The sequence below is a fragment of the Pseudoalteromonas sp. ABV4_021 genome (assembly GCF_056159365.1).
On the sequence record NZ_JBSWVB010000002.1, the window covers coordinates 418,538 to 444,012 of the forward strand.

Annotated in this window: 14 protein-coding genes; 5 read left to right on the forward strand and 9 right to left on the reverse strand. The window is 40.1% G+C overall.

The window, feature by feature from the left end:
- Positions 1–53 precede the first annotated feature (53 nt).
- The gene (locus ACXAFE_RS16235; RefSeq protein ID WP_475154783.1) at positions 54–2,264 is read right to left on the reverse strand and encodes a carbohydrate binding family 9 domain-containing protein; all 2,211 of its coding nucleotides are present in this window, start codon (positions 2,262–2,264) and stop codon (positions 54–56) included.
- A 145-nt stretch (positions 2,265–2,409) separates the two neighbouring features.
- On the opposite strand from ACXAFE_RS16235, the gene ACXAFE_RS16240 reads away from it, so the two are divergent.
- Positions 2,410–5,304 carry an ATP-binding protein gene (locus ACXAFE_RS16240; protein WP_475154787.1) on the forward strand — a complete coding sequence of 965 codons (2,895 nt, stop codon included), beginning with the start codon at positions 2,410–2,412 and terminating at the stop codon, positions 5,302–5,304.
- A 200-nt stretch (positions 5,305–5,504) separates the two neighbouring features.
- Here ACXAFE_RS16240 and ACXAFE_RS16245 read toward each other — a convergent pair whose 3' ends face one another.
- The 6 genes from ACXAFE_RS16245 to ACXAFE_RS16270 form a co-directional block, all read right to left on the reverse strand.
- Positions 5,505–5,900: a hypothetical protein gene (locus ACXAFE_RS16245; protein ID WP_475154791.1), complete on the reverse strand. Its 396-nt coding sequence runs from the start codon at positions 5,898–5,900 to the stop codon at positions 5,505–5,507.
- Between the two features lie 484 nt (positions 5,901–6,384).
- Positions 6,385–7,539 (reverse strand): IS30 family transposase, encoded by a 1,155-nt coding sequence (locus tag ACXAFE_RS16250; RefSeq protein ID WP_475154793.1) that lies wholly within the window; start codon positions 7,537–7,539, stop codon positions 6,385–6,387.
- Between the two features lie 221 nt (positions 7,540–7,760).
- Positions 7,761–8,117 carry a ribosome recycling factor family protein gene (locus ACXAFE_RS16255; protein ID WP_475154795.1) on the reverse strand — a complete coding sequence of 119 codons (357 nt, stop codon included), beginning with the start codon at positions 8,115–8,117 and terminating at the stop codon, positions 7,761–7,763.
- 161 nt (positions 8,118–8,278) lie between these two features.
- On the reverse strand, positions 8,279–10,225 hold the full coding sequence (locus ACXAFE_RS16260; RefSeq protein ID WP_475154797.1) for a methyl-accepting chemotaxis protein: 1,947 nt from the start codon (positions 10,223–10,225) through the stop codon (positions 8,279–8,281).
- A gap of 324 nt (positions 10,226–10,549) precedes the next feature.
- Complete coding sequence (locus tag ACXAFE_RS16265) at positions 10,550–12,490, reverse strand: methyl-accepting chemotaxis protein (RefSeq protein WP_475154799.1); 1,941 nt, start codon at positions 12,488–12,490, stop codon at positions 10,550–10,552.
- Between the two features lie 146 nt (positions 12,491–12,636).
- On the reverse strand, positions 12,637–15,042 hold the full coding sequence (locus tag ACXAFE_RS16270; RefSeq protein ID WP_475154800.1) for an alpha/beta hydrolase family protein: 2,406 nt from the start codon (positions 15,040–15,042) through the stop codon (positions 12,637–12,639).
- Between the two features lie 392 nt (positions 15,043–15,434).
- Here ACXAFE_RS16270 and ACXAFE_RS16275 point away from each other — a divergent pair, with 392 nt between their 5' ends.
- Both ACXAFE_RS16275 and ACXAFE_RS16280 read left to right on the forward strand, forming a co-directional pair.
- Entirely contained in the window at positions 15,435–16,667 is a 1,233-nt protein-coding gene (locus ACXAFE_RS16275; protein WP_475154802.1) for a glycosyltransferase, read from the forward strand.
- Between the two features lie 139 nt (positions 16,668–16,806).
- Complete coding sequence (locus ACXAFE_RS16280) at positions 16,807–18,771, forward strand: methyl-accepting chemotaxis protein (RefSeq protein WP_475154810.1); 1,965 nt, start codon at positions 16,807–16,809, stop codon at positions 18,769–18,771.
- A gap of 138 nt (positions 18,772–18,909) precedes the next feature.
- On the opposite strand, the gene ACXAFE_RS16285 is transcribed toward ACXAFE_RS16280, so the two are convergent.
- Complete coding sequence (locus tag ACXAFE_RS16285) at positions 18,910–19,206, reverse strand: antibiotic biosynthesis monooxygenase family protein (RefSeq protein ID WP_475154816.1); 297 nt, start codon at positions 19,204–19,206, stop codon at positions 18,910–18,912.
- A gap of 146 nt (positions 19,207–19,352) precedes the next feature.
- Positions 19,353–20,156: a substrate-binding periplasmic protein gene (locus ACXAFE_RS16290; RefSeq protein WP_475157754.1), complete on the reverse strand. Its 804-nt coding sequence runs from the start codon at positions 20,154–20,156 to the stop codon at positions 19,353–19,355.
- Positions 20,157–20,513: 357 nt separating this feature from the next.
- On the opposite strand from ACXAFE_RS16290, the gene ACXAFE_RS16295 reads away from it, so the two are divergent.
- The gene (locus ACXAFE_RS16295; protein WP_082428523.1) at positions 20,514–21,740 is read left to right on the forward strand and encodes a threonine/serine exporter family protein; all 1,227 of its coding nucleotides are present in this window, start codon (positions 20,514–20,516) and stop codon (positions 21,738–21,740) included.
- Positions 21,741–22,729: 989 nt separating this feature from the next.
- Positions 22,730–25,282, forward strand: a complete 2,553-nt coding sequence (locus ACXAFE_RS16300) for a TonB-dependent receptor (RefSeq protein ID WP_475154821.1) — start codon at positions 22,730–22,732, stop codon at positions 25,280–25,282.
- Positions 25,283–25,475: the final 193 nt, after the last annotated feature.

Consider the following 25,475-nt stretch of genomic DNA (forward strand, 5'->3'; position numbering starts at 1 on the left):
GCCCACTTTTTTTTATGTGTTCCTTAAAGAACAACACACTCTAATACATAGACTTAAAGCTGCCATGCATAACTAAATTTGGTAAAGAACGTACGCTCATTGGCTTTTAGACGTTGTTCGTCATCATCACTAAATCCGTTGTCTGAATACCCTAAATAAAACAATGTTTGCGGGTTAAGCTTATATGAGTAAATCAATTGGGTGGCAAAATCGCGCTCTTTATTGATCTGATTAGTAATCTCAAGCGGTGAATCACCATACTTACCCACTTCATACTGCACAACAAGCTTCAACATGCTTTGCATATTAAATTTAAGGTTTACACGTAAATCGGTTAGGTTAACGCGAAACGACAGAGCGTCATCAAGTTTCATTTCACTGTAAGTATGCGCAAGTTTAAACTGTAAAAACTGATTTAAATCCCATGTTATTTTTGGGTTTAAATACAATGAATCACCAAGCTCCGCATTACGGTAATCGATGCGTTTACCTTCGCGCGCATAAAGTGATATTTTTACATCGCCCGTTGGCTTACCTGAAAACCACCAATCTCCATATTGCTCGTCGTAATAACGATTTCCATATTTCGTTTCACCTGCGATATACCCTACTTCTGTGTAAATATTGTAGATAGCCTCAAGGCCTGCGTATATTTCAAGTTCGCTGGCTAATTTATCGCCGTGACGTTCGTAATTAATATCATAATCGCCTTTCAGCCAATAATCTGTTACCGACTCGCCTTGTGGCATATACCAATGATAGCCGCCACCAACGAGCGCTTTTTCATAACCGGCACGCGTTACAAAACCTAAATCCGAACGAAAATCAGCATCAACTTGTCGATACGATGCTTTTAAATCATATGCTTTAGTGTTTCGTTGATACTCGACATACGCGGTATGTCCCTGTTGGTTTTTAGTAAGGTCAAAGTCGGTGACTAATTGTTCGGTATTTTTTGTATCTGAATAGGCAAACTGATAGCGAATTTGGTCTTGTTCAGACAAATACGTCGCGCCATCAACCGATGCTAAATTATTATGGTAGTTGCTACTTTGGCGGCTAGTAACCAACATACCTAAATTGTCGCGTGAGCCGTAATCAAGTTGATAACTGGCAATCCCTGCATGCGCTTTTTCATCGACAACGGCTAAACTAGATCCTTGCGTACCAGGTAAAATCAGCGCACTTTGCTGGTCATTGGCATAAAGCACACCATACGTGTGATTACCCGATTTACCGGTTAATTTTGCCCCGACATCTGGATCCGCGATATTGCGGGTATGAACAAAGTTAAATAACTCCGTTTCAAACGTATCCGCTCCATCTAAGAAAAATGGGCGCTTTTCTTCATAAAACAAGGCAAATGTACTGTTTACATCAAGCTGACTGGCATCAGCTTCAACTTGCGAGAAGTCGGGATTTATCGTTGCGTTAAGTACCGCATCCGATGAAATGCCGTAGCGAATATCTAAGCCGGGCTCGATATCGGCATCACCATTTTGCCAACTGTCGTTGTCACGTACATCACTGCGACTTGCCGTTAATGTCGGTGTTAATTGTAAGTTTTGGCTAGGTTTTGCATGTTCAAAACCAGTAATTTTATCAAACTGACAGAAGCTACATTTAATGTCGTAATCAAATTTTATATTTGAGAATTGATTTAACACACCACGCGGATAGTTACGGTATAGCGACAAACCCCATGTTTGTTCACCATCGACAAGCGGAAAGCGGATAGCTGTAAACGGAATAACCATTTCAACGGTATAACCCGTATCCGTAATTTGGGTTTTCGCATCCCAAATTGCATCCCATGATGAGTCTTCTTCCCATGAACCATAATCGGTCATGCGTGCATCGGCTTGTGCACCAAGGGCGTTTACATAAAACTGGTAACCTGTGCGCTCATCATTAAAGGTATCGAGCATCACAATGACATTGTCATCAAACCACAGGTCATCGCGGTCGCGAATCGACGCGCGAATTTTGCCCGGCTCTGGATCGCTTGCCTTAAACGCAACATACAGATTGTTGCCATCTTGGTACATCCAAACATGCGTTTCTATTGAAGCAGGAACACCTTCTACCGGCTCTACTTCCCAAGCTAAATCAACAAACGTCGCATTTTGCCAATGAGCCTCATCTAATACGCCATCAACAACAATCGGTTGGTTGATATATTTCAGCTCAAAATTTTGTTTTGCAAACAGTGAAACACTTACCTGCAATAAAAAAATTGCGACTAGCCACGACAATTTTCTCACGACGCATCCTTACTTATTTTAATAATTTGTTAACATTTTCCATGTAAGCAATTCTAGTGCCAATGACATGCCTTTGTAAACCCATCATTTATATACCTTTTTATTCATACTTTAGCGTTAGATAACAGGCGAGATTTTACCGAATTTGCTTGAACTCTGGCGCGCACTTGCTTACAGTAAACGCCTATTAAATCAAGCAAAAGACGTGAAAATGGACAGCATTATAAAAAAAGGAATTTTACGCTTCGTAATTATTGCTGGCTTTTGCTTTTCTCAATTGATTTTTGCGCTAGAAGACGACGTACTGACGCAACAAATTGACAACATCAAACAACTCGATGATGTTAGCCAACAAATTGACGCATACCAGGCAATACAAACACAGCATCAGCTCAGCAATGAACAAACCGCACGCATTTTACATTTAATCGGGGCTAATTACGCAAAAATCAGTCAGCTAGAAAACGCAATAGCGCCACTTAAACGCGCACTACTGTTAACAGAGAACTCCCGTAAACGCTCAGACATTAACCGACTGCTTGGATTAATTTACTATTACAGTGACCAACCCGAAGAAGCGATTGCCTACTATTCCAAAGCATTAGCATTTCATTTAGAACATAATGCCCAAGTTAAAGCCGCTCACCTTGAAAATAATATTGCGCTTGCGTACGAAAAGCTCAACCAATTCTCGCGCGCGCTCGATTACTATCAGCAAGCCGAACCCCGCTATGTTGAATACGGTACAAAGCAAGACGTACTGGATGTAAAACTAAATCGCGCAGGCTTGCTTGCTAAGCTCGGACACAATTATAAAGCGGTAGAAATATACGATGACCTACTTAACAATCATTACCACGAGTTAGATGAAGACACGCAATTTTTAACGCACAGTAACGTAGCTGTGTCGTTAAATGCGCTTGGTAAATACAACCGTGCAATAAAACATTTAAGTGATGCTAAAGCGATTTTAGTGAATAAAGATGACGCCTATCACTTAGCATCTGTCGAACTAAACTTCGCGGATAGCTATATTTGGTTAACGGATTACCATCAAGCACGCGTGCACATTGCTAATGCAGCAAAAATCGGTGAGAAGCTAAATAACCCAACTGTAAATTTTAGCGTCGCATATCACCTTTCTCGCGTCGCTATTGTGTTAGAAGAGCCAGAAATGGCACTTGAACAAATTAATCACGCTATCGATATCGCAAAAAAAACGGGTAACAAACAACTTTTACAAAAAGCATATTCCCAAGCGCTGATCATTTATGGCGCCAATAATATGGTGTCTCAAGCGTATGGCGTACGCAAGCAGCAACAACTTGTCAATACTGAAATCAAGCAGCAAAACTTAAAAGAGCGCCTCGCTCAAGAACAAGCCTTTGAAGAGCGTAACCAACTCGAAACACGTGTCACCGAACTTGAAAAAGAAAAACAAATTCAAAAACTCGCCATAGAGAAATCAAAGCAACAGCGCATATTTTTTATCGTTGCAGGTCTTTTAAGCATTTTGTTGATAGTTGCAGCCCAGCGCCGTGCCCACGAACGTAAAGCAAAGAAGCAACTCGAAGTTATCGTTACGCAACGCACGCAAGAACTACAAAAAACCAGTGAAGATTTACGCCAAGCAAGCTTAGTTAAATCAAAATTCCTTGCCAACATGAGCCATGAAATACGCACCCCGCTCACCGCAATTATTGGTCATTCAGAGGCGATGAGCAATACCCATTATGATCTGCGCAACTTTAATAAAGATCTGGCAATCATAAACAACAATGGTAAGCACTTACTTGATTTAATTAATGATATTCTCGATATCAGCCGCATCGAAGAGAACAAATTAGAGCTTGATATCAGTACATTTAATGTAAGTGGCTTGATTGAAGAAATTGGCACAATGTTTACTACATTGGCCAATAAAAAGAATATCGATTTTTACATTATTAATGCCCTTGATGATGACTTTGCAATTAAAGCCGATCAATTCAGGTTAAAACAAATATTACTCAACCTATGCTCTAACGCCGTTAAGTTTACCGACAAAGGCAGTGTTACCTTATCAATTCGTGAAACGTTTACCGGAATACGATTTAACGTTATTGACACTGGCATTGGTATGGAAGAGCAACAGCTTGAAGAGATATTCGATAGCTTTACCCAAGGCGACAGTAGTATTACCCGTAGATTTGGTGGCTCAGGATTAGGTTTATGCCTATCAGAACAACTCGCCAATTTAATGAGCGGTTCAATCTCTGTCACCAGTGAAGTGCACAAAGGCAGCGAATTTACACTTCATTTAAATGTTGAGAAAAGTAAAGTCGCTAAACCGATTACCGTTTCGCAACGCGATGACAAAGCCATTTTTGAAGGCCGCGTATTGATTGCAGAAGATCACGATGATAACCGCGAATTAATTGTACGTTTGTTGCGACATTTGGGTTTGGAAGTCGTTGCAGTGGAAAACGGTGCGCAAGCCGTTGAAGAATGCAAACACGGACGCTTTGATTTAGTACTGCTAGATATTCAAATGCCGATATTAGATGGCATAGGCGCATTAAAGCAACTTCAAGGTTCAGGGTTTACCCAGCCCATTGTCGCCATTACGGCAAATACCATGCAACACGAAGTGTTGAGTTATCTTGAACAGGGCTTTGCTGATCACATTAAAAAGCCGCTCGAACAAGAAAACTTTATCTCGACACTTAGAAAATACGTTAGCTATGACAGCAAATCTCGCAGTCACAAAGCGATCAATATTTCAAATACAGTCGACACGGGTGATCTTGCTGCTAATTTCGCAGCAGGACTTGAACGCGAAAAAGCTGCGATAAAATCGCTTTATAGCAACGAAAGCTGGGAAGATTTACAACAAGCGTTACATAAACTGCGCGGCGCGGCGGCTATGTTCAAATATCATTCGATTGAAGAAGCCGCAGATTACTTTGAAAAAGCGCTGAAATACAACGATAAAGACGCGTATAGCGAAGCATTAGAAGGCATTGAATACGCTTTGTCGTCTAGTCAAAAAATCGTTTAATCTGAATAAGCCTTAACTCAAACTACCAGATTTGATTTATAGAACTGAATCAAATCTGCCAGTGAATAGCCGCTTTGTGCCAACAGCTGCCATTCGTAACGCTTGCCGTAAACGGCACAAAATAGCAGGCTAAAATTTGCGACGAAGGAGCACAGCCTGCTGTTTTGTGTCCTTGGTTTAACGGCCTTGTTATATGCCGATTACTCAAAAGCTACGGCGCTAATTCCTGGTTCTGCTTCAAACTTTGATTTAAAAAATACCACACACTCGTCGGTGTTTGATATTTTTTCTCTACCCAACAGCTTTTCTTTGAGTGTGCGTGGTTTATCTATTTGGAAGATCCACTCTAGCTCGGCAGAAGGGTCATCTCCTTCTTCAAAATAGGTTGATGCGCCGAGCATATATTGGCGATTATTCCAATTGATATAGCTATACCACCCCCAATCTTCAGCATCAGGTTCAGTGATTTCATATTCTGAACCTAATTCTTGCTTGAGCCATTTCAACAATGATTCACCATAGATTGGATTGATCGGATTCTTATTTTCAGCTGATACATCAAACTTTGATGTTTTGAAGCTAATGGCAATATGCATGATTCCCTCCAAGGCATATAACAATTTAATAGTGCGCAAATTGCGCATATTTCTGATTTGCAATCGCGCACTTTTCTGAATGCTTTAGTTTTAACAAAGTTGATAACTAGTTGCCAGTATTATTAAAAATACATGCGGTTAATTTTTTGAGAAAGATAAAAGTGCGCAATTTGCGCACTTTCTTGAATATGGGGGAAAGGTTTAAATTCAGAGGCTGAAAAGTAAGGGTTTAAAAAATCTAAACGTCCGTTACTCATTGATGACCTTGAAGGCTGTTGCATAAAATCATTTCCGCTTTTATCAAACCCGAAAATCAATTTTGAATTGATAATGCGAGACAGGAAGCGTAGCGAGTCGAGTAAGCCATGCTTAGGCACGGATGCCGCTCCATGGCGTTTATCTAAAAATTCAAAGTTGCTTTGAGGATAAAGTTTAATAGCGCGGTCGCCTTTCTTTTGGTTACTTTATCTTTGGCGATGTGTGATCAATCAGTCAATGCAACACACTCTTTAAATTTGTCTAACGGTGTACAAAATCCAAGAGTTTTTCTCGGTCGACTATTAAGTGCTTGTGCTACATCATCTAATTCCTCCTGAGAATATATTGATAAATTTGTACCCTTCGGGAAGTATTGTCTTAACAATCTATTAGTATTCTCATTTGAGCCTCGTTGCCAAGGACTTTGAGGATCGCAAAAGTACACATCAATATTTGTTTGTTCTGAAAACGTTTTATGACCTTTGAGCTCTGTACCTCGATCCCAAGTCAACGATTTATATAAACTACTAGGTAATTTTTGAGCATGCTTTATTAGTTGAGGAATGACATTATGCGTGCTTTTATTTTTTACTTTAACAAGACATACATACCTAGTTTGCCTTTCAACTAATGTTGCTATATAGCTTTTTTGACTACCTTCAATAAGGTCACCTTCCCAATGACCTGGTATAGCCCTATCTTCAATCGAAGCGGGGCGTTCACTAATTGAAATTAGCTCTTGAATATGACCTCTTTGGTTTTTTTCTTTAGTTCTAGCTCCTCTTATTCTTGGCTTGGAGCGAAGGCATTTAAGTAACTCTTTTTTCAATACTCCCCTAGTTTGGATATATAAGCTTTTATAGATTGTTTCGTGAGACACGTGCCAACTCTTATCATTTGGGTATTGTAACTTTAGCCAACCAGCTATTTGTTCAGGTGACCACAAATTTTTTAACTTATCAGCTATTAATAATGCGAGTTCTTGATTTAATTTTAGTTTACAAAGTTTAGGTCTTTTAGCACGTTTCCAAGCTTTATCGTCAGCGGTACAAGCCCTGTATTTATGAATGCCGCCGTTACGTGATACTTCTCTACTTATAGACGAAGGCGCTCGTTTGAGTTCTTTAGCAATTACCCTAAAAGACTTATTTTGAGCTATACCTCGTGATATTTCTTCTCGCTCATTTAAAGATAGGTGATTCTTAGAGCGTTTTCGTTTAAAGCGTTTTACACCACCATGTTTAGATAAAACATGATAAATTGAAGGTGCTTTGCGTCCCAATATATTGCCGATAGCACTCAAAGATTCACCAGACTTCCATCTTCGCCAAACTTCATCTTTTTCTTTATCGGTAAAACGAACAGCTGAACTATTACTCATTAACTGGCTCCACTTTTATGATTAAATAAAGTGTTGCACTGATTAATTGAATTTACAGAAGCAAAGAAAAGTAACATGAAGCCCATGGATGGGCTTTATTATAGAAAGGGAGGTTTATGTTTAATAGTTTTATCAAAGTCACAAATTCGATTATGGCAGCCCATCAGGTGAAGTCCAAACCTATTTATAGACACTGCGCGATCAAATATGCGCTACTACATTTAATCAAACGCTAAACTGTCGAGTGCCTGTCGCCCTTCAATCAGGGTGCAATCTGTTTTTGCCATGAGTTGCGTAAGGGTAATTGTTGGGTTTTGCCGTACAATCTCAATCAGCTCACTTACACTTGCCTTTGGCTTTACACTTTTTAGTTGGGTAATCACCCATAACCAACTCGGCTCATTTTGCGTTTCTGCCAATTCAATAATTAGCGCAAACTGAGACCACTCGCCTTGCAATTGCCAGTTTCGAGACCGCCCTTTTCGCGTTAATTTTGCGCCAGAAGCTTTAATAAGCGTTTTTAACTCATTCGCACGCGCGATACGTCGTACAAAACTGTTTAATTGAATTTCAAGCATGTTAACGGTTGGAATTTGTAAAATGCCTTAGTGTTAACAGGCTAAATAAATGCTAACAAGGTAACGTTTTATTTATGTAGTTATTCTACACAGTAAATTTTACGCATTGTTAGCAAATTATTAAGCTTGTTAGAAAGATTCACAGATTACATAAATTGATATCACACTTTAAAGCGTGATATCAATTCAGATAGCTCATTTGACAGTGCATTCAATTGCTTTAATTGCTCGGTATCTTTCATCGCAATGCCATGGAACTGGCGTGATAAATCGGCGATTTCTACTGCCGACTCATTAATGTGTTGAACCACGTGATTTTGCTCTTCTGTCGCAGTGGCAATTTGCTGGTTCATGTCTTTTACTTCTGTGATACGCGCATCAATCAGGTTAAGCGTTTGGCTTGATTCAACCGAGCTTTCACTCACTGATTTTGTCGTTTCAAAACCCTGCGCCATTGCTGACAGTACGGTTTCGGTTGATTGCTGGAACTGCTCAATTTGACTGCGAATTTGCTGGGTTGAACCTTGTGTTTTGCTTGCTAATGTACGAACTTCGTCAGCGACCACTGCAAAGCCACGCCCCTGCTCACCAGCACGCGCCGCTTCAATTGCAGCATTAAGCGCAAGCAAGTTTGTTTGCTCTGAAATTGCATTGATCACATCAACAATCGAGTTAATAGATTCTGCTTGGTTCGCTAATTGTTGAATATCCTGATGCGCTTTTTCGATTACGCCCGTTAATGCTTTCATTGCACTGGCATTTGATTCAACTTGGCTAATGCTTTGCTTAGTGTTATCTACTGCGTGTTCGCTACTTTTCGCAGTATCAAGCGCAAGGTGCGATACTTCTGCCACTGTTGTGCCCATTTCGGTAATGGCTGAGGCAACTTGCTCACTTAAACCGTCTTGTTGGAACGCCAAATCGGTAACTCGTTCGAACGACTTAACCAGTACCTGAATATCGTTTGCAAGCTGAGTTTCAATATCTTTAAGGCGTGTGATCATACGCTGATTGTTTTCAATCACCGCATTAAAGCCTTTAGCTAAGGTTCCCAATTCATCATGTCGACTGTCATCAAGTCGTACCGTTAAATCACCATCTTGCTGCGCCATTGCGAGTAATTTATCTGAAATACCTGATATATTTTTCGAAATACGATTTGCAAGCAGCACCATCACAACGATAAAACCAATCGCAATTACCAAACTTACAGCAACCGTTTTAAATAACGCGCTAGTGATTTGATTGCTCAATTCAGAAGTAGGCAATAAAGCCACTAACGTTAAACCTGTACCTTCTAGCGATTGGCTTGCCACATAGTGCTTTTCGCCTTGTAAACTGAAGGTATCGATTTGTGCATCTTCTAACTGTTTAGATGTGTTGATTAGCTGTTTAAGCGGTTGGTATTTTTCAATTTTGTTAAAATCAGAACCAACTAGCTGCTCGTTTGGATGCGCTGCAAAGGTGTTATCATCCTTAATCAAAAATACATAGCCAGCTTCACCAATCTTATTGCTTTTAATGATATCGGTAATACGGCTAATATCGTAGCCAAGGCCCGTTAAACCGTAGTCTTTGCCATTTAGGTTAACCTTAACATTAGTGTAAGCAATCAGCTTTTTCGTTTCTTGGTGAACCGCTACCGCAAGTTGTTGCTCAACTGGCTTTTGCATAAAGGCATAAAACCATGCATCGCGCGGATCGGTATTTGATATGGTTTTTAAAATACCATCATTTTGGTAGTACTTGCCCGTCACACTTGATACTAAAAATACAACTGCCGCATTGTTTTCGTTTTTAATATGCTCAAAGTAATCTTGAATTTCAGGCCACTGCTGTGTGTTTTCACCATCTTGAACCCATTTCATCAAAAAGCTGTTTTGCTCCATACCTTTCGCTAGTGCAAGTGGGGTGTTTAGTTCTGCACGAATACTCGCTTCAACTTTACCCAGCAAAGCAGGAAAATAGGCTTGGTCGTTAAATTGTTCGAAAACACGGTTAAATTGCACACTACTAAATAGCGTGGACAACAAGGTGCTTAACACTAATGCAAACGTAATGGTAAGAATTAGCGCATTGCGAATACTGATATTGAGACGTTTTATCATACTACTGCTATCTGTTTGATAATTAGTAACACTTGGCATCAATTGCCAGGCAAATAGGTTTGAAGTTTATTATAATTGGTACAAGATTTCGAGCAGTTAATGTTAATTTACGCAACAATGTGATGGAATATCAGACCGAATAAACAACACACAAACAACGCGATAATAGAGTTTTAGCGCTATTCGACACCAACAAAGTTAACGGCGGTTAATACAATAATAATTTCGACGCACCATTTTTAATTGAATGAATTGGTATAGATTAAGCGCAAAAAACGCTGCCCTGAACAAACGACATTTCAGGGCAGCACATTTATTTGGTGTTTATACCGTAAACTCTGAAATAAGTGATGACAGCTCACTTGCTAAGTGATTTAACCGTTTGAGCTGTTGTTGATCTGCCACCGCTATCTCGTTGAACTGCTTCGATAGATCAGCGATTTGTACTGCCGACTCATTAATATGTTGCACCACCACGTTTTGCTCTTCAGTCGCTGTGGCGATTTGCTGATTCATATCTTTTACCGCAGTAATACTGCGGTCAATTGTGGTTAAAATTTCTGCCGATTGAGCCGATGTTTCACTTACTTTACTGGTGGTTTCATTACCTTGTGCCATAGCATTGAGCACAATTTCGGTTGAACGTTGGAATTGATCAATTTGCCCGCGAATTTCTTGCGTCGAGCTTTGCGTTTTACTTGCAAGCGTTCTTACTTCGTCAGCAACCACTGCAAATCCGCGTCCTTGTTCGCCTGCTCGCGCGGCTTCAATCGCTGCATTAAGTGCGAGTAAATTAGTTTGTTCTGAAATAGCGTTAATCACATCGACAATTGAATTAATCGACTCTGCCTGCCCAGCAAGTTCTTGAATATTTTGATAAGCTTCGCCCATAACTTGAGTTAACTGGTTCATAGCCAATGTACTTGACTGCATTTGGTCGATACTTTGTTTCGTATCACTTACTGCGTTTTCGCTGGTGTTGGCGGTATCTAATGCGAGGTTTGACACCTCAGAAACCGTGGTGCCCATTTCAGTAATGGCCGATGCCACTTGTTCACTTAGGGCATCTTGGTTTGATGAAAGGCTCGTGACTTGATCGAACGAGTCGACTAAAGCTTGAATGTCTTGCGCCATTTGCAATTCGATGTCTTTAAGTTTAATCACCATCTTTTGATTGTTAGCAATAACCGCATTAAACCCTCGCGCTAAGTCACCAAGTTCATCTTGACGCGAATCATCCAAACGCATGGTTAAATCGCCACCTTGATTACCCATTTCAAGCAGTTTGCTACCGATACTTGCAATACTGCGCGACACGCGATTAGCAATCCACACCATAAGCACAATAAACACACCCGCAATTACACTGTTAACTGCAATTGTTAACATCATCGCTTTGGAAATTTTGCTGCTCATTTCGCTGGTTGGCATCAAGGCAACCAACTGCCAACCGATGTCTTCTAAGTTGCGCGTAGCGGCAAAATAGGTTTCGTTTTCAAGTTTAATTTTTTCTAATTGCGTTTGCTGTGAAACTGATCCAGACAGTAATGCTGATAATGGTGAGTATTTGTTGATAGCTTGATAATCTTGACCTACAAACGCTTGGTTTGGGTGTGCTGCAATTTTGCCATCTGGGCGCAGTAAAAATACATATCCTGTTTTACCAATCTTATTGCTATTAACAATATCGATAATTTTACTGATATCGTAACCTAGCCCAGTGAGGCCTAAATCTTGCCCGTTGGCGTTTACTTTTACATTAATAAAGGCGGTTAAGCGTTTTGACTGCTCGTCTACATCAACAGCCACTTGTTGGGTATTTGACGAACTCATAAATTGAAAAAACCAGCTATCGCGGTCGCTACTCGCCGATAGCGTTTTTAAAATGCCATCGTTTTGATAGTAATTTAAGCTTTGCTTAGATACCCAAAACACCACTGCTGCGTCGTTGGTGTTTTTAACATTGGCAAAATACTGTTGAATACGCGGCCAGTCATCACTTTTTTCGCCTTTTAACGCCCAATCAATTAAAAAGTCATTTTGTGCAAGCCCTTTCGATAACGCAATTGGCGTATTAAGTTCTGCACGAATACTGGCTTCTACTTTGCCAAGTAACGCGGGGAAGTATTCCTGCTCGTTAAACTCGTCGAACACAGAATTAAACTGATTACTGCTAAAAAGCGTTGAGAAAAGTGTACTTAAAACAAGTGCAAGTGTGATGGTGGCAATTAGTGCATTGCGAATACTGATATCTGAAAGCTTCATGGATTGTTATTTTGGTTTTGAGTATAAAAAGCATAGACCAAAATTATCAATGTTATATGTTTTAAAACGAAATATTGCAAAAATAACAATAAAAATCGCCAGCACTTAATGCTGGCGATTTTTCTGTTTTTTAACCTCTATTGAATTTATTTACTCAATAAATGTTGCTCAAGCCACTGCTCTTGCTCCCAAAGCACATGCAAAATGCTTTCTCTTGCACGATAGCCATGGCCTTCATACGGTAACATTACCAATCTTGCTTCTTTACCTAAGCCTTTAAGCGCGTTATACATACGCTCAGACTGCATTGGATAAGTACCCGAGTTTGGATCGTCTTTACCGTGGATCATTAACATAGGCTCATTAATTTTTTCCGCATGGAAAAACGGTGACATTGCCGCATAAACCGCTTGTCCTTGCCAGAAATCGCGTTCTTCACCTTGGAAACCAAACGGCGTTAATGTACGATTATACGCGCCACTTCGGGCAATACCTGTTTTAAATAAATCACTGTGTGCTAACAAATTCGCTACCATAAATGCACCATACGAGTGACCTGCAATGGCTATGCGTGATTCATCGGCTACGCCTTTTTCAACCAATGCATCAACCGCCGCTTGGGCACTGCTCACTAATTGCATTCTAAACGTATCGTTAGGCTCACTGCCATCAACGCCAATAATCGGCATTTTCGGATCATCAAATACTGCAATGCCTTTAGCTAAGTATGGCATCGGTCCCCAATAGCCGATATATGTGAATTCATATGGTGAATCACGTACTTGCGATGCAACTGCTTTATCTTTGTATTCAAGCGGATACGCCCACATCAACACCGGCACTTTGCCGCCTTTGTAATTTGCAGGTAAATACAAAGTACCACTTAGTGCTACACCATCATCACGGGTATAGCTAATTTGCTCTTTTTTAATGTTTTTAAAGTCTGGGTAAGGATGTGCAAATTCGGTAAATTGCGTCAGCGTATTTTGTTTTAAATCGCGAATGTAAAAATTCGGTTGTTCTGTTTTAGATTCACGCAGAGTAATCAGCTTTTCACCTGCGTCATCAAGCACCGCACGCACACGCTCATAGTATGGCGCTTCACTTTGCCAAACACGCTTTGACGATGCGGTTTTAATATCAAACTGATCTAAAAACGGAATATTGCCTTTATCTGATGCGCCAGTACCGGTTAGCATCATGTATCGCTCGCCAACCACTTTCACCGCGCGCGTACCAAACTCAGTTTGTTCGTAAACAAAGTTACCTGGATCGTTATACGCGTCGTTGTACGAACGTTCATTAAACAGTACACGCGGACCGTCAGGGTTTTCTGGATTGATAATTTGCGTGCGAATCTTTCTGTCGCTAAAGCGCCAGTCACTCAACATGGCAACATTATCATTCGCCCATTCAATGCCAGCAAAGCGGCGTTCAACTTTTGCAAATAGCTTTGGGTCATTGTTGAACGGCGCTTTCCAGCTATAAACAAAGTCATGAAACGGTACGTCAGTTTTCATTGAGCCGTTATCTTGCGCCTGTGCCCATACTAGCGTTGCTGGTTTATCGGCACGCCATGAAAAACTGCGGCGATCTGTTCTTACGCTATCAAAACCTTGCGGAATATTTTCAGCAAGCGTTTGTTTTTCAACACTCGCAACTGGCTTTCCTTTTGTATCAATTACTTGCCAGTTAGTTGCAAAACGTGAATACGGCACTAAATAAGAAAACGGTGCTTCTATTTGCCCAAGCAAAATGTAATCACTATTTGGCGAAGGTACAAAAGAGCGAATAATGCCCGGCTTTGCCAACTTTGTAACATTACCGCTAAGCGACACTTTGGCTAACTGGCCTAAACCATAAAACGAAAAAAGTGCTTTATCGTGTGGTGTTTGCAGTAAGTTCTGGTATGTACGTACTGGTGCTTTTTCGCCACTTGTTTGCGATATAACGGGTATAATCGAGGCGTTTTCTGCCGACGGTGCTTGATTATTTGCATTCGCGGCAAGGTTAATTAATAATCCTTCGCTATTGGGTAACCAGGTATATGGGCGTGATGTAATCACCGAATTAAGTGGTGCGTTATCAACTGAGATTAAACGGCGCTCTGAAATATTGAAAAGGTATAACTGTGCCGCATGCGCTTGCTCAATAAAAAATGCAAGATGTTGACTATCGGGTGACCACGACGGCGATAAAACACGTCCTTCTGGCAGGCCTTTAACAGTAAACTTTTGACCATTTTCTAAGTGTTTAAACGTAATAGACAAATACTTTGAACGAGGTCGCGCTCGCGAAAAATTTTTAGGATTTAACTTTATGCCCGCAAGTTTAAGTTCTGGTTTAGCAAGCTCTTGCAGTGTTGCAATACGTTGACGCTCCAAAAACGCCATCCATTGATTATCTGGCGATAATCGCGTTGTTGGCGCTAGTTTCGCATCAACTAAATCGGCCAATGCTTTACTGGGTGTTTGATAGCTATCTTGCTCATTAGCATGAGCAAACGAACCACAAAACACACTCGCAACAACCAATAATTTAAGTAGTTTCATTACTGTTCCTTGGTAGTGATTTTATTATTCAAGCAAACGAGAAGTGATACCAATTCTGTTAATTATGTGATCAGTGATAGCGCTGGATAAATGAAATGATAACAAGGCAGAATTTTTCTTGTATAGTTGTTCTACAATGATAAATTCCAACGCAGTTAGCATGACATTTACTCCGCTAGGATGATCAGCTACTTAATTGAATTGGTATAATATAAGCCTAATTTTGCAGCCTATGTTAGCCTTCCCTTCCTTACTTTTTATTTTAATTGATTACCATTCAATCATTTGAATGGTAAAACGACGTTAAGACTATTGATTATGCGTAGCTTACTCAAGCAATTGCGGTAAATTTACGATAAAATGCGCCGATTATATTTTTGTTGAGAAACACCGTGAAAGTTCTTGTTATTGGTTATGTGTGGCCGGAGCCTAAATCATCTGCTGCAGGCAGCCATATTTTGTCGATTATGCAAACATTTTTAGAGCAAGGCTGGCAGGTAGAGTTTGCCTCACCAGCTCAAAAAACGCCGCATATGTTTGACCTTAACAGCATTCACGTTTCAAGCGCTGAAATTACCCTTAATTGCGACAGTTTTAATGACTATATTGCGGCTTTTAACCCAGATATTGTGATGTTTGACCGTTTTATGATGGAAGAACAATTCGGCTGGCGTGTTGATACATACTGCCCTAACGCGTTGAAAGTTCTTGATACGGAAGATTTACAGAGCGTTAGAAACGCACGCCATTTGGCACACAAAGCGGGACGCCCATTAACAGCACAAGACTGGTCATCTAATCTGGCAAAGCGTGAAATTGCGGCCATTTTACGCTGTGATTTATCACTTATTATTTCAGACTATGAAATGAACTTGCTGCAAACACAATACAAGCTTGAGCCAAGTTTATTGCATCACCTGCCCTTTATGTTTGATACCGATAAGTTAGCAGAGACCCCAAGCTTTGAAGAGCGCCAGCACTTTGTCACCATAGGTAATTTTCGCCACGCACCCAACTGGGATAGTGTGTTATTTTTGCAGCAAATTTGGCCACAGATCCGAAAACAACTTCCTACCGCAGAACTGCACATCTATGGTTCATATCCACCACCAAAAGCCACTGCTATTTCTAATGAAAAAACCGGTTTTATTGTAAAAGGCTGGTGTGATGACGCCTATGAAGTAATAAAAAATGCCAAAGTGATGTTAAGTCCACTCCGTTTTGGCGCTGGTATAAAAGGAAAGTTTTTAGATGCCATGGTGTGTCAAACCCCTTCTATCACAACACCAATTGGCATTGAAGGCATGTTCGACAATGAGAATTGGCCCGGTCTTGTGAGTGAGCACGCTGAAAATATTGTTACTGATGCAGTAAACTTATATTCGAACAGAGCACTGTGGCAACAAAAATCATCTTTGTGCCATAACAAGCTGATTGAAAAATTTGCCAAAGCACCGCTAGCTTACGATTTAAATGAAAGAATCAACTCGGTACGTAATGACTTAGAACAACATCGCTTGAACAATTTTACCGGGCAAATGCTTAAACATCATATGCATGCGAGCACAAAATATATGTCGCAATGGATCACCGAAAAAAACAAATCGCGACACAACGACGAATAAAAACGATATTTATAAAATGAGTATTATTAATGATTTAACATTATTGCTCGTTTACAAATAGTAACAATTCTCATTATATGACAGTTATATTACAATGTAACATATTGGACTTACTTTACTCTTAATCGTTTCAAACCGTATGAATCTTAAGCAAAAACTGTTATTTTCCTTTTTAGCGCTGGCATTAGTGCCAGTGTTTATTATTACCCTTATCGCAATTACAATCTCTAATAATGCACTTGAACAACAAGCATTTAATCAACTAACGTCGATCAAAAACATTAAAGCCACGGAAATACGCAATTACTTTGCCCAAAGCAAAGCCGATTTATCGTTAATTGCATCGTCATGGACCAACATGGATGATGTAACAAACTCAGAATTAGCCGAGCAAAAACACGACTACTTTAAACGCTTTATCGAAACTAATCAGTACTACGATTTATTCTTAATTGATTTAAATGGTGATATTTTATACAGCGTTGCAAAAGAATCAGACTATCAAACAAATTTGCTTGATGGCCCTTACGCGCAATCTGGCTTAGCCAGCCTGTTTAACAAAACAACGCTAAACCAGAGCTTTAATATTGTCGATTTTTCGGCCTACGCACCGAGTAACAATGAACCCGCTGCTTTTATCGCGCAGCCAATTACACAAAACGGCGAAATAAAAGGTGTGATTGCGTTACAACTATCAATCAACAAAATAAATACATTAATGCAGCAACGCGAAGGTATGGGTGAAACTGGTGAGTCTTATATTGTTGGGCAAGATCATCGCATGCGCTCTGACTCATTTTTAGACCCCGTTGGCCGCAGCGTTAAAGCGAGTTTCGCTGGTAATATAACCGATAATGGCGTTAGCACGCTTGCTGTAACCAAAGGACTGAGCGGCATCAGTAATACCGAAATTATTCAAGACTATAATGACAACGCTGTCTTGTCGGCGTATATGCCAATCAACTTTGGTGATATAAGCTGGGTACTTATTTCAGAAATTGACGCAGCCGAGGCCTTTGCAGCAACCGCAACATTAAAGTCTTCGATTTTAATAATTTCGCTGTTTAGCTTGGTGTGTATTGTTGTTACTGCGCTACTCATTACCCGCTCAATTTTAAAACCAATTGGTGGCGAACCAAAAGACATTCATAAATTGGCGATGAAAATCGCTGATGGTGATTTAACACACCAATTTGGCAATCAGTACACCTTTGGTTTACTTAACTCGATGAAAAAAATGAACCAAAGTTTACTTAGCATTATTAGTTCAATTATCTCTTCAAGCCAACAACTAACGGGCATGGCGTCGCAAACAAGCTCAACCAGTATTCAAGCCAAATCTAGCTTAGAGGAGCAACACGTTAGTATTGAGCGCGTATCTGCTGCTATGCACGAAATGACTATTACCATTGAAGAAGTGGCAAATAACGCAAAAGACTGCTCTGAACAAACACAGCTAGCAAGCCTTAAAAGCCAGGAGGCAAATCGTGATATTCATGAGGCACTCAGTGCTATCGAACAGTTAGAAACGTCATTAAACAAAGCTAACAGTGTTATTAATCAAGTAGAACGAAAAAGTATTGGTATTAATTCGGTGCTAGAAGTAATTCAAAGCGTGACTGAGCAAACCAACTTACTTGCTCTTAACGCCGCAATTGAAGCGGCCCGCGCAGGCGAGCAAGGCCGCGGTTTTGCCGTGGTGGCAGATGAAGTTAGACAACTTGCTTTCAAAACGCAGCAATCTACCGCCAATATTGAGAAAATAATTTATGAATTACAATCAGATACACAGTGCGCCGTTACTGCGATAGAGCAAAGTACCGAGCTTGCTAATACCACATTTGAAAAAGCCAAACACAGTGAAGCAACCATGCACGATGTTTTAGCTGATATGGATATGATGACGCAAAATACCGAAGCAATTGCAACGGCGGCTGCACAGCAAAGTATTGCCGCTGAAGAAATAACCCAAAGCATTACCGCAATAAACAATGCAGCACTTGAAAACGCTGCAGGCGCAGAGCTCATTGCTGACGCCAGTTTACAGCTAAAAGCGCTTACCGATGAATTAAATGTGATCGGGTCTAAATTTAAACTTAGCTAAACTGAGTTAATAATTTAAGTGCCCAAATTATTGAAAGTGATGTGCTTTTAAGAGCCTGGGCACTTTTCAAATACTGTTTTAAGGACATAACCAATACGCTTCGTTTAAGTACTTAGAATCAGTATTACGTAACCTTAATCACTTGCTTCTATCTTCTATTTCATCAAAGGTTTCAACCGAAATACGCTCGGCTATAGCTCGCATCTTCTGCATTTGATGGGGATTACAATTACCCCAAAATTGTTGCCAATGTTCGCGTGAATGCCACTTAGCGACTGTGAGTATTTTTTCTGGTTCATCACTAGAGCGCAGCATAAAACTACCAAGCGCCCCCTCTACAGTGTCATGAATCGTTTCGGTTGTTGTGCGCCAAATAGTTTGAAATGCTTGTTGCTGCGCTACTGGCACTTTCCATTCGTATACCACTCTAAACATATTATTCCCCTAAAATAATGCCGATTGGGTGTTGCGTCAGATTCCGGTGTGAAAACTAGATATGCCATTTTACAATAGTGAAGACGATTTATAACGCTAGCAAAATCGCAATTACTAAATCAAAAGGTTAAATTTAACGTAATAAACTAACCATAAATACAGCGTTTGGCTAACGATAGTTCTGATTCTGAAATCACACTTTGTGCTGTCGGAATATAACGCTTTTTAATTAACTTAATTTCGTTACTTTGCTTTAATTCAACCAGCGCATTTTGTAGTTTCTCGACTATTTCAATTGGCATTGCCAAATTAAGCGCTAAATAATTGCCAAGTAATGCCTCATCGCTTATTACAAATACAGGTTCAACTTCGTGCAGTGCGAGCCTATCGCTATCTATGTGGTATTGAAGTGTATTGGCAGATGCAATAAATAAATCTAACTTGCCTTTTTTAAACGCGTCAACTTCGCCAAATTTTTCTGAATAAATAACGTAATTAACGTTTTCTTGCATGCCCCAATTTTGCAGCACGTGTTCATAAACATCGCCTTTGTTTAAGCCCACTGTGTAATGGTTAAGCTGTTGTTTTGACGCAATGCTAATGTCGCTCCGATGAGCTAACTTGTAAAAACATGCGGGACTCGACACTAATGGCCCAACCCATTGAAAATGTGCTTCACGGTCCGGCAATCGTGAAGTTGAAACCAGGCCAGCAAAACGTTTTGATAATGACAATGCCATAGCACGCTGCCAAGGATACATTTTAAATTTGCACTTTATACCTGCGACTTCGCATGCGCGGGCAACAATATCATGATTAATGCCTTTGATTTTGTCGCCGTCTCGAAAGTTGTAAGGAGGAAAGTGTTCAGTATAAATAGTGACGGTTACATTCTCATACGCCTGCACTAAATTACTAAAACATACAGTTATAATGACAAGTTTGACCATCCAGTTCACGTTTACACCTCAATATCCTTTTCATACCACACCATACTATTTGCACATTAATACGTTGGCAAACAACACTAATCGGCCATACCTAACCAATTAGTTACACACATTTAATCACGTCATTCCATAACAATCGGCCTTGTGCTTTGACCCATGTTACTTTAACGTTAACATAAAATTAATGATTTATTTTATAAATTACCTTTGTTATCAATATGTATAAATTGATGGATGTTTTATTGATCTTGACGCGGATTTATTACAATTGTTGATATTTAACATAAACAAAACTAGACAAACCGTAAATAAAACATAAAATTTGCGAGTCATCACTGTATATGTAGATTTAAAACCTTGAACACAGCTAGTTTTACGCAAAAACGCCGCTTTATTGTAAAGCTTGGTAAAATGCTGCACAAATTCGGTACGCCTGCTTACCGACTAGAGGCTCATCTAGAAAATTTAGCAACATTTTTAGGCTTAAAAGCGTCGTTTATAATTACACCAACCGCATTAACATTTGTTATCTGGACAGAAGGTCACGAAGACGAATATACCCATGCGGCGCGTGTTTCTCCGGGTGAATTAGACCTAGGCGCACTTGCGCGCAGTGATGAACTCGTTGATAAACTAACTGACTACACGATTACCTTGGAACAAGCCGATCACGCGCTTGATGAAATAGCTAATTTCCCAAATCCTTATAACCGTTTTATCACAGGTATCGCGTTCGTAATGTCGGCGGGTGCATTTGCCATGCTGATGGGGACAAGTTGGAATGATGTACTTTGGTCAACGTTAATTAGCAGTGTTATTTATTTGTTTGTGCTTTGGTCAGAGCGTTCAAAACGTGTCGCCCATATGCTTGAAGCTGTGGTTTCTATTGTTGCCGCCATTTTAGCGTGTGCGATAAGCGTTTACATCGACCCCGGCATCAATATACGTATGGTTATATTATCCGCCATAATTGTATTTATACCGGGCTTGGCGTTAACACTTGGCCTAGCTGAATTATCTGCTCGTCATTTAGTTTCTGGCACTGCGCGCGTAATGGATGCCTTAATGCTGCTCTTTAAGCTTTATTTTGGCGCCTTTTTAGGTATTGCAGTAGGCTTTTCGCTATTTGGTCAAACCGACTTTGTTGCACCACCACAAATGCCAAAATGGACTGCTTGGCTTGCCATCGCTATTTTATGTATGAGCTTAATCGTTATCTTTCGTACCAAGGCAAAACATGCGGTGTGGTCAATTGTGGCGGGGTTTGTCGCTTACGGTGCTAGTATCGCGGGTGCCATGTATTTAGATTATGCACTCGGCACGTTTGTTGGCGCATTCGCGGTTGGTGTTTACAGTAACTTCTTTACACGTGTTGCCAATGCACCCGCCTGTATTGTGGCAATGCAAGGTTTGATCGTATTGGTTCCCGGAAGTAAAACCTATATCGGATTAAATTCGTTAATCTCGGGGCAAGAGTTTATTGCAAGTACAGGTATTGGCCAACAAACGTTTCTTATTTTTATGTCTCTGGTCGCCGGACTGATATTTGCAAACGTGGCATTACCGCCAAAGAAAAGTCTTTAAGATATATGAGTCGCCAACACTAGGCGACTCACCTTTTCCACCCGCTTTATTCGTTAACCATGTTACGGCTATCTCAAACCTTAAATAGCTTTTTCAATATCATGAGATCGAACGACTCATTGCTCGAACAAGCTGAGCCTGCTTTTGCTCTGTCTTAATTTGTCAGCCAATACCACCAGCGTAAGAAAATCCAACTAATAAGAGAACCTTGTTCTTAGCTGTATAACTACTTTCAAATATAAGTTTCTTTCAAATCAAAATGTGTTGTACCAAGCTGTATGTTTGTTTTTTGAATTGTGTTATCAATTTGGTTATATAAAACAACTAACGCGCAATCGCTCAGCTTTCTATATCAGCGTTCTAATGCCTTCATCTGCTGCAAAAATTAACAACAAAACTCAATACTTTCTCATTTTTATAGCCTTTTAACTCTGTAAACACAAAAATGGTGTAAGTGTTATCGTATGATTAATTTTTACTGAACTAATTGAGACACTTTTACGGATTTACAACATCAAGCGCTTATTTAAATCCACTTAGTAAACGCGAAAAGTGAACAACACAACTCACCGGTTACTTAAAACGCTTATTTTTAAAACGGCCAATCAAGCGACACACTCACCGATAGCCTTTTAATAGCCAAAACAGAAAAATTTAACGTTTAAATAACACGCAAACCCGATTTTCATCCAATTTAAACATCAAATAACTATATAAACCCATTACTCTTCTACAAACCTCTTTAAGTAAATTTAACTTATTAAAAACAAACAAAACTGCAAACTATTGTTTTTAATATTTATTTAAAATTTATTTGTCAAATTCAGAACTATTCATAACCAATCAATACGATTCACAACTAATCATGTAGCTATTACCCCAGCTTAAAACACATTCCGCATTGGGCAATTGTTAACGGTGTGTGATTTAAGCAAACAGTTACCGTTAAAAAATAACAACTGATGGTTTTTACATCGCAAGGGGAAACAATGGCTATATCTACTAAGAATAAATTAAGCCTAGCTATTAGTCAGGCATTATTGGCTGCAAGCTTAAGCACAACATATGTACAGGCTGCAGAAGAAAACACAGCTGAACAAAGCGACGTTGAGGTAATTCAGGTCCGCGGGATCCGTGGCAGCTTAGTGAAATCACTTAATACTAAACGTTTTTCAGGTTCGGTTGTTGATGCCGTAACCGCTGAAGACATTGGCAAATTTCCAGACCAAAACGTAGCAGAGTCGCTTCAGCGTATTACTGGCGTATCGATTTCACGTAATTTTGGTGAAGGTGAACGAGTAAGTATTCGTGGTACGTCTGAAAGCCAAAACAGAACATTATTAAATGGCCAAGCTGTGGGCTCAGTAGATTGGTGGACAAACTCCCCTGCTAGTCGTGGTTTTAATTACACTATGCTTCCTTCAGAAATTGTATCTGGACTTGAAGTATATAAGTCACCAGAAGCCGATATTGATGAGGGCTCGATTGGTGGTACAGTGATCGTTCGTACCCGCAAACCACTAGAATTAGAAGCCAATAAAATCGCCGGTAGCATAATGGCTCAACACAGTGAAGTATCAGGTGAAACTGACCCACAACTAAGTGGTTTATATTCATGGAAAAATGAAGATGAAACCTTTGGTGCACTAATCTCAGTGGTACGTCAGCAACGTAATCTACGCCGAGATGGTATTGAATCATGGAGCTGGACGCATCGCGATATTGAAATGGAAGATGGTACAGTTCACAAGAATGTTTATAGCTCTGGTGGCGGTGGATCAGCTATGTTTTCGCAAGAGCGTATCCGCACAGGTTTCAATGCATCACTACAATACCGTCCAAGTGACGCCTTAGACATTACCTTTAATGCCCTTGATTCAACATTGGAAGCTAACAATGAAAACCAAAACTTCTTGTGGTTACCAGGTTATGGCGGTTCAAAATATCAAGACGTGACAATTATTGATCATGACAAAGTTGGCAAAATGCTAATTGCAGGTACACTCGGTTTATCGCCAGATGGCAATAATATTCTTGATGAGACTAAAGTACGTAACTCAGAACTTAGCACTGAGTCATACGATTTAAAAGCAGATTATCAAGGTGATATTTGGCAAACTTCCATTCACTTGGGTTATACCAAGGGTTCAGGTGGTTCACACGCTGACCGTAGCGTTGGTTGGGGCGGTAACTACGTGCATTCGTATGATGCGTCAAGTGTTGAAGATATGAAAACTAGCTATAGCGCTGATCCAGCTGATGGCACTAAATGGTCACTTGATTTCTTACGTTACGATCAAAACAACGCCAAAGACGATGAACATTATTTACAAGTAGACTTTAACCGTCCAGTTGATGTTGCGGTATTTAGTAATATTAAATTTGGTGCTAAATATCGCGACCACAGTCGCTATAATGAGAAACGTCAAACTGCAACACGTACCGATTTAGGCTGGTCATTAGCCGATTATTCGCTCCAAATGCCGTCAGATTATCTATCTGGCTTAGGCTCAAATGGTACACTGAAAAACTACGCCATTACTGATTCAAACAAAGTACGTCGTGAAGGTGATGCCCTTGGTTGGCAATACAACTTATTAAAAGCAAGTACCTTTGAAGTAGAAGAGCAAATCTTGGCTGGTTACATTAAGGCGGATATTGATGCAGATAGCTTGCGTGGTAACTTAGGCGTACGTTTAGTACAAACAAACCAAGATACAGGCGCTTACGTTGGTGAAGGTTGGCAAACGCAGTCAAAAGACTATTTTGACGTACTACCAAGCCTTAACTTAGCGATTGACTTAGATGATGACCTAATTATGCGACTAGCAGCTGCACGCGTAATGTCTCGCCCAGATTATAACTCAATGACTCCGTCTACTTCTTACAACCTAGAAACTAAAACTGGTACAGGTGGTAACCCAGATATTGACCCGTATCGTGCAAACCAGTTTGATGTGAGTATTGAATGGTACTTTGATGAAGCAAGTTTATTCTCAGCAGCGCTTTTCCATAAAGATATTCAATCTTTCTTAGACTCACAGCTAACGCTTGAAACTCACGAAGGTGTTGGTATATTGGTAAATCGCCCGGTGAATGGTCGTAGCGGTACAATTCAAGGTTTAGAGCTTGCGGTACAGCACGATATTTATCAAGGCCTAGGTGTAATGGCTAACTACACCTATGTTGATGGTGAAGCGAAAGGTCCAAATGGTGAAGATATCACTATTCCTGGTAACTCTGAGCATACTATTAACCTAAGTGCATACTATGAAAATGAGTACCTAAACGGTCGTATTTCATACAACTACCGCACGGGCTATGATACAGGCCTTGGTTGGCCGGGTTATGTGGACGATTACGGACAAATTGATGCCAATCTTAACTACAATGTAACCGAAAACGTTACCTTAGTATTTGAAGCCATTAACTTAACCGACGAGCATACATTTAGCTACCAAGAAAAAGGCGTTGAACAAGCACTAACCGGTGTTTATGCCGATGGCCGTCGCTATGTTGCAGGTGTTCGATTTAACTTTTAATTCTGAAAAAGAGTTTCACTGCGCTTAATTGCGCAGAGCTAACACAGGACTGCCCCCTATTAGAAAACTCTTACACTTCAGAACCCCCCAAAACAGCGGACGTAATGTTCGCTGTTTTTTTAGCTTTCTATTATTGCGCTACAAGCCATTAAAATTTCTTAAAAAATCTAAATATCAATTTAATTCCGCAGTA